This window comes from Bartonella sp. AD328YNZD (assembly GCF_042196425.1).
The window spans coordinates 1-6,136 of the sequence record NZ_JBHIQG010000134.1 but is presented as its reverse complement, the minus strand read 5'-3'; the positions used below and the strand labels follow the sequence as shown (position 1 = coordinate 6,136).

At 38.6% G+C, this 6,136-nt stretch carries 8 protein-coding genes; all 8 read left to right on the top strand.

Annotated features, from left to right (window positions below; translation table 11 throughout):
- Positions 1-45: 45 nt before the first annotated feature.
- The 8 genes from ACFIO3_RS07245 to ACFIO3_RS07210 all read left to right on the top strand — a co-directional run bounded on the left by ACFIO3_RS07245 (position 46) and on the right by ACFIO3_RS07210 (position 6,039).
- Positions 46-531 (top strand): type IV secretion system protein VirB5, encoded by a 486-nt coding sequence (locus tag ACFIO3_RS07245; protein ID WP_375615252.1) that lies wholly within the window; start codon positions 46-48, stop codon positions 529-531.
- Positions 518-1,504: a type IV secretion system protein gene (locus ACFIO3_RS07240; protein WP_375607256.1), complete on the top strand. Its 987-nt coding sequence runs from the start codon at positions 518-520 to the stop codon at positions 1,502-1,504. Before ACFIO3_RS07245 ends, ACFIO3_RS07240 begins: the two co-directional genes overlap by 14 nt.
- A 210-nt stretch (positions 1,505-1,714) precedes the next feature.
- Complete coding sequence (locus tag ACFIO3_RS07235) at positions 1,715-2,017, top strand: type IV secretion system protein VirB7 (protein WP_375614692.1); 303 nt, start codon at positions 1,715-1,717, stop codon at positions 2,015-2,017.
- On the top strand, positions 1,971-2,675 hold the full coding sequence (locus ACFIO3_RS07230; RefSeq protein ID WP_375614693.1) for a virB8 family protein: 705 nt from the start codon (positions 1,971-1,973) through the stop codon (positions 2,673-2,675). The genes ACFIO3_RS07235 and ACFIO3_RS07230 overlap by 47 nt, the downstream gene beginning before the upstream one ends.
- On the top strand, positions 2,672-3,538 hold the full coding sequence (gene virB9, locus ACFIO3_RS07225) for a P-type conjugative transfer protein VirB9 (RefSeq protein ID WP_375607253.1): 867 nt from the start codon (positions 2,672-2,674) through the stop codon (positions 3,536-3,538). The genes ACFIO3_RS07230 and virB9 overlap by 4 nt, the downstream gene beginning before the upstream one ends.
- Entirely contained in the window at positions 3,531-4,691 is a 1,161-nt protein-coding gene (gene virB10 / locus ACFIO3_RS07220) for a type IV secretion system protein VirB10 (RefSeq protein WP_375607252.1), read from the top strand. Before virB9 ends, virB10 begins: the two co-directional genes overlap by 8 nt.
- Complete coding sequence (gene virB11 / locus ACFIO3_RS07215) at positions 4,688-5,758, top strand: P-type DNA transfer ATPase VirB11 (protein ID WP_375607251.1); 1,071 nt, start codon at positions 4,688-4,690, stop codon at positions 5,756-5,758. The genes virB10 and virB11 overlap by 4 nt, the downstream gene beginning before the upstream one ends.
- A 62-nt stretch (positions 5,759-5,820) precedes the next feature.
- On the top strand, positions 5,821-6,039 hold the full coding sequence (locus ACFIO3_RS07210; RefSeq protein WP_375607250.1) for an antitoxin VbhA family protein: 219 nt from the start codon (positions 5,821-5,823) through the stop codon (positions 6,037-6,039).
- The last annotated feature ends 97 nt before the right edge of the window (positions 6,040-6,136 follow it).

Genomic DNA, 6,136 nt, shown 5'->3' with positions numbered 1-6,136 from the left:
CCCTGACAAATGGCTGCCCATATTTTATCAAAGGAGAAAAAATCAATGAAAAAATATGGCTTAGTTACACTGTTATCTTTTTCTTTTATTTCTCATGCAATATCACAAACGACACCCGATGTAGATGAATATTATAAACAAGCACTCGAGAACACACAAAAATTAAATGCTGCAAAATCAGAAACAGCTGAAACTATTTATAAAACAGCAACTGACACTGCAAAAAAAATCAAAGAAATAAGTCAACAACTTGAAAATATTAAATCAAAACCAGAAACAAAACCAGAAGAATTGCAAGCCCTTCGACAAGATCTTCAAGTAAAGCTTTCTCTTCTTCAAGCCGATCTTCAAGTGAATTCTTTAAAACTTCAGTCTCTTGATATGATTCAAGCAAGAGATACGAAAACAAAAGATGAATTACGTGAAGAAAAGGAACAACAAAAGCATAAATATCTTGAGGCACAATTAAAAGAAAAAGAAAAACAATTAAAAGAAAAACTTGAAAGTACGAGTACAAATGTCAGACTTTAGTTTTTCTCCCTTTGAAAGCGTTTCTGGGTATATTTTAAAACCCCTCGATAATGTGATGGACACAACGGTGAGTGGGCTATCTTCTGCTATTTCAGCGCCCTTAAATCTCGCTGCAATCATTTTTATCTTTCTTTATGGCTATAATGTTATGACAGGTCGCGTTGCGCTTTCCATGCATAGTCTTCTCAATAATGTTGTTAAAATCGTTGTTGTTACAACAATGGCAACGAATGCGGATATATTTAATACTTATGTCAAGGATATTTTCTTTAATGATTTATCCAATGCTATTGGGAATGCGCTTAACAGTAATCCTGCAAGCTCCAATGTTTTTGATTATATTTTGTTAAAGGCAAGTTCGCGTTATCAAGAAGTCTTATACAATGCTTGGTTTTTTGAAAAGATCATTGTGGGTCTTCTTGGTTCTATCATGCTTCTCGCAGTTATTCTTTTTTGTATAGGTGGTTTTATTGTGCAAATGTTTGCACAAGTTGCACTCGTCATGATTATAGGTCTTGGGCCTCTATTTATTAGTTTGTATTTGTTCAATGCAACGCGAAAATACTCCGATGCATGGATTACAACTTTGATCAATTTTACCATTTTACAAGTTCTCGTAATCATGCTTGGAACCATTATATGTCAAGTTATCCTACAGGTTCTCAAAGTTTCATATGAATCAATTTACGTTCTTTTTCCCCCTGTCATCGTCATTTCGATCATAGGAGTTATTATCTTCCGTGCGCTTCCTGGTATTGCAACAGCGCTGGCCTCTGGCGGACCATACTTTAACGCTGGTGTCTCTTCAGGAGGACAGATTTTTACAATGCTTTCAAATGGTGCAAGAGCGAGTGGCAATGCAGTAAAAAGTGCCACTTCACAAATCTCAGGAGCTGCTGGTAACGCTGTTAGAAGTGCGGCAGGGGCGGCCGCAAAAGCAGGTAAATCTGGAGGTGGTCGTGGTCGATTTTAAGATAAAGCACCTCTTTAAAAGAATAAGAATTTTTGTTTTTTCCTTGTGTGCGCCAAAGGGTGCACGCGCCATGATCCTGTTCCAGATAAGATCTAACACCTTGGGTCTAACAACAAAACCAATCGAAATCTTGCATCACATAAACTTGTAAAAATGTTCAGAACAAAGGCTCTCATGCATTGTATTCCAAGATATTTGTGAGTTTAAAAAATGAAACAAAAAATAACTTTTGTTATGGTCCTAACAATGGCTCTTACTGGTTGTGCCTCTTTGAGTGGCCCTAAAAAACCACCACGCTGTAATGGCAAACATACACGCGCTTTAAATAAAGATAAGTGGAATTGGGACAATAAAAACATTGTCTACCCAGAAAAGAGCGTAAAGCCTGTTACTACTCCCATCATTCTCAATACTTTGGAAAGTGAAAAAGTAACAGCCAATTCAGCTTTATTAAAGCCGGTTATTCATGAAGCACGATCTGATAAAACTGTGGAGGTTATGCGTGAAAAGTGATGCCCTTGAAGAATATATAAAAGAAGCGCGCTCATTTGACATTGATCGCATGCATAGCATGCGTGTGCGGATGAAAATCTCCATGGCTTTAACAGTGCTTTTTGGATTGATGACGATTGCGCTAGCTTTAGCTGTCGCAGCTTTGACGCCTTTGAAAACGGTAGAGCCTTTTGTTATCCGCGTTGATAACTCAACAGGCATTATTGATACTGTAAGCGCCCTAAAAGAATCTCCTAACGACTATGATGAAGCTATAACGCGTTATTTTGCCAGCCAATACGTTCGCGCTCGTGAAGGTTTTCAAGCATCAGAAGCAGAAAACAATTTTCGCTTAGTCTCTCTTTTATCTTCTCCAAAAGAACAAAACCGTTTTGCAAAATGGTACGCGGGCAATAATCCAGAAAGTCCGCAAAATATTTATCATAACATGATTGCTACCGTCACAATCAAATCAATCTCTTTTATAAGCAAAGATCTTATCCAAGTTCGTTACTATAAAACGATCAGAGACTTGAATGAAAAAGAAAATATTTCCCATTGGATTTCAATCTTAAATTTTTCCTACGTGAACGCACACATTTCAACGTCTGATCGTCTTATCAACCCTCTTGGTTTTCAAGTATCGGAATATAGATCTGATCCAGAGGTGATAAAATGATCAGACTTTTGCAAACAATCTCTTTAATTTTTACGATCACTCTCAGCTTTCACACAGTTCTCTCACTTGCAGAAACAGCGCCTATCAGTGCACGTAAAGATAACCGCATCAGATTTGTCAATTATGACCCCTACAACGTCGTACAAATCATTGGCTCCATTCGCTCTTCGGTTCAACTAGAATTTGCCGTTGATGAAGAAGTAACCTATGTAGGAATTGGAAATTCGGTTGCTTGGCAAGTTGCACCGGCTGGACACTTTGTTTTTCTCAAACCACGTGAAGTCCAGCCTGTGACAAATTTACAAATTGTCACAAGCCGCCAAGATGGAACACAACGCTCTTATCAATTCGAGCTACAAGTCCGTGAAGGCGATGTTTCAGCGGGTAATGAGACGTATTTCTTAGTAAAGTTTCGTTATCCAGAAGATGAAGCCTTACGTAAGAAATTAGCCGAAGCAGAAAAAGAAAAACAACGTGAAGAAAACTTTGTCAATGATATTTTAAATATCCATGAAGATTTTGGACCACGCAATTGGGCTTATGAAGCTCAAGGCTCATCCCTCATTGAACCTGCTTCTGTCTATGATAATGGGAAAACAACAACCTTTACCTTTTTAGGCAACATTGAAATCCCTGCCATTTACATTGTATCGCCTGATGGGCAAGAAGCCCTTATTCCCAAATCGATTAAAGGCAACAAGGTTATTGTCCATGCGACATCTGCACAATTCACGCTACGACGTGGGAATGAAGTATTGTGCATCTTTAACAAAAGGTTCGTACCAAAAGGAATTAACCCTGAAACAGGTACGACATCACCATCTGTACAACGTAAAGTGAACCTAGGAAGCAGCCATGAATAACACCGTGGATGAAAAAAGCATTAATGATCGCGATACAATAAAAAATGCTCAAGGGAAAAGTCAACAGAACAATGTGGGGAAAGCTATTGCTCTTATTATTCTTTTCAGTGTCTGTCTTTATTTAGCCTATTCAACACTTGTTACAGACAAAAAGCAACCGGTTGAATCTTCAAAAGAAGGAAAAGTTATAAAACAAACAGAGCTTTTTCGTCCTGCAAAGCCTACCCCTCCCCCCTTTGAACAGCCTCAACGAAATAACGCTCTATTACCAAAAGTCGAGCTACCAACACCAAACATCAATCAATTAAATTCTGATGACTCACTGCTGGAGGCAGCACAACGTGCTCCTGTATTAGCTTATGCAAGTACACAACAAAGCAAAATAGATTCACAAACAAATAATGGTGCTTTGCCTCACCAACTTGAAAGTAAATCTGATGAAACGACACAACGTTTTAATCATCTTCTCAAACCCACAGTGCTTGAAGGTATTCGTGCTTCAACCCTTGGCAATCGAAACTACATCATCGCGATGGGAACTTCTATTCCTTGTATTTTAGAAACAGCCATCAACAGTGATCAACAAGGTTTTGCCAGTTGTATCATCTCCAGAGATATCTTATCAGACAATGGTCGTGTTGTGCTTCTTGATAAAGGCACCCAAATTGTTGGTGAATATCGCGCCGGATTGAAAAAAGGCCAAACACGTCTCTTTGTACTATGGAATAGAGCAAAAACCCCCAATGGTATCATTATATCCTTAGCTTCACCGGCAACGGATACTTTAGGGCGTTCTGGTATGGATGGAGATATTGATAACCATTGGCTCGAGAGGATTGGGTCTGCGCTTCTTGTCTCACTAATAAAAGATGCAACACACTATGCCAATAAACGTTTATCAAAAAAACAGGAAAAAGAAGAAACTGAAACTCTCTCTTCAGGACAAAACATCGCAAACATTCTCGTAGAAAATTACGCCAATATTCCTCCAACATTATCCAAAAACCAAGGGGAAATGGTGAATATCTTTGTTGCCCGCGATTTAGATTTTTCCAGCGTTTATAAATTGAAAGTCATCGAAAACAAAAAACAAATTATCAATCGAGCTGTTTCAAGAAACTTTTACAAAAATTCTGCGGTAACTTTAGAATGAACTCAAACTTACATACCATGTGCGATGAAACCGTTGCGATTGTTCTCACAAAACTTGAACCCATCAATGCTTTTTTGAAAGATGATAGTCTTTTTGAAATTGTTATCAATCGTCCCTATCAAGTCATGACTGAAGGATTTGATGGATGGAAAACAATAGAAGCACCGGCTCTCTCTTTTAATGAGCTTATGGGGATTGCGAAAGTTGTCGCCTCCTATTCCAAGCAAAACATATCGGACAAAAACCCAATATTATCTGCAACGCTACCAGGCAATGAGCGCATTCAAATTGTCATTCCACCGGCTGTCGAAAAAGACACGATTAGTATGACAATTCGTAAACCATCATCGCAGAGTTTTTCTCTCGAAGAACTCGCCAAGAAAGGCCTCTTCTCGCTCTGTGAACAGGTCTCTTTCACACCTTTGAATGACTATCATTCTCGTTTTAACGAACTCAAAATCATCGAGCATAATTTAGCCAATGCCTACTGTAATAAAGACTTTGTCTCTTTTTTAAATCAAGCTGTAGAATGTCAGAAAAATATTTTAATTGCGGGAAAAACCGGTTCGGGTAAAACAACATTATCAAAAGCATTAATCGCCAAAATCCCTCAAGAAGAGCGTATTATCACCATTGAAGACACGCAAGAATTGGTGATACCACACCCTAACCATGTCTCAATGTTCTATTCAAAAGATGGACAAGGCTTAGCCTCCGTTGGCCCCAAAGAGTTGCTTGAATCATCTTTACGGATGCGTCCTGATCGTATTCTTTTGCAAGAACTTCGAGATGGTACAGCCTTTTATTATATCCGCAATGTCAATTCAGGCCATCCAGGTTCCATTACGACGGTTCACGCATCAACAGCACTTGCAGCCTTTGAGCAGATGACCCTTTTGGTCAAAGAAAGTGAAGGCGGTGGTGATTTAGAGCGTGATGATATTCGAGGACTGTTGATTTCGATGATTGATATCATCATCCAATGCAAACGGATTGAAGGAAAATTTAAGGTCACAGAAATTTATTACGATCCCTTCAAACAACGAAACATCTTTGGAGGTGACTAAAAGAAAGATCACACCGGCTGCCAAAGGCTCTTTTAAAGCAACAATTGCAAATAAGAGAAAAAATGCATGAAAACCAACGAAACAGAAATAGAGAAAATCTTTTATCGATGACAGAGGAAGAATTAAAAAAACGCCGTGAAGCCGTTGAAGCAGCCATCAGCACCCATACGATAGAGGGAATAGCGCTTCATCCTACAACACTCAAAATTTTAGAAGAATACGCAAAGGGGAATATTTCACTCGAGAAATTTAACACTCTTATGGACAACGTAAAATTATAAGGAAGCTGCGATGCCAAAAGCAAAAGCAAAGACAAAAAATATACAGACAGTTTCTCCCCATCATTATGTCTACCCAAACACCACAACACTCAAAAAT

Excerpts from the sequence above, each read along its gene's own strand:
- ACFIO3_RS07245 (WP_375615252.1), top strand. The coding sequence starts at position 46 with ATGAAAAAATATGGCTTAGTTACACTGTTATCTTTTTCTTTTATTTCT.
- ACFIO3_RS07240 (WP_375607256.1), top strand. The coding sequence starts at position 518 with ATGTCAGACTTTAGTTTTTCTCCCTTTGAAAGCGTTTCTGGGTATATT.
- ACFIO3_RS07235 (WP_375614692.1), top strand. The coding sequence starts at position 1,715 with ATGAAACAAAAAATAACTTTTGTTATGGTCCTAACAATGGCTCTTACT.
- ACFIO3_RS07230 (WP_375614693.1), top strand. The coding sequence starts at position 1,971 with ATGAAGCACGATCTGATAAAACTGTGGAGGTTATGCGTGAAAAGTGAT.
- virB9 (WP_375607253.1), top strand. The coding sequence starts at position 2,672 with ATGATCAGACTTTTGCAAACAATCTCTTTAATTTTTACGATCACTCTC.
- virB10 (WP_375607252.1), top strand. The coding sequence starts at position 3,531 with ATGAATAACACCGTGGATGAAAAAAGCATTAATGATCGCGATACAATA.
- virB11 (WP_375607251.1), top strand. The coding sequence starts at position 4,688 with ATGAACTCAAACTTACATACCATGTGCGATGAAACCGTTGCGATTGTT.
- ACFIO3_RS07210 (WP_375607250.1), top strand. The coding sequence starts at position 5,821 with ATGCATGAAAACCAACGAAACAGAAATAGAGAAAATCTTTTATCGATG.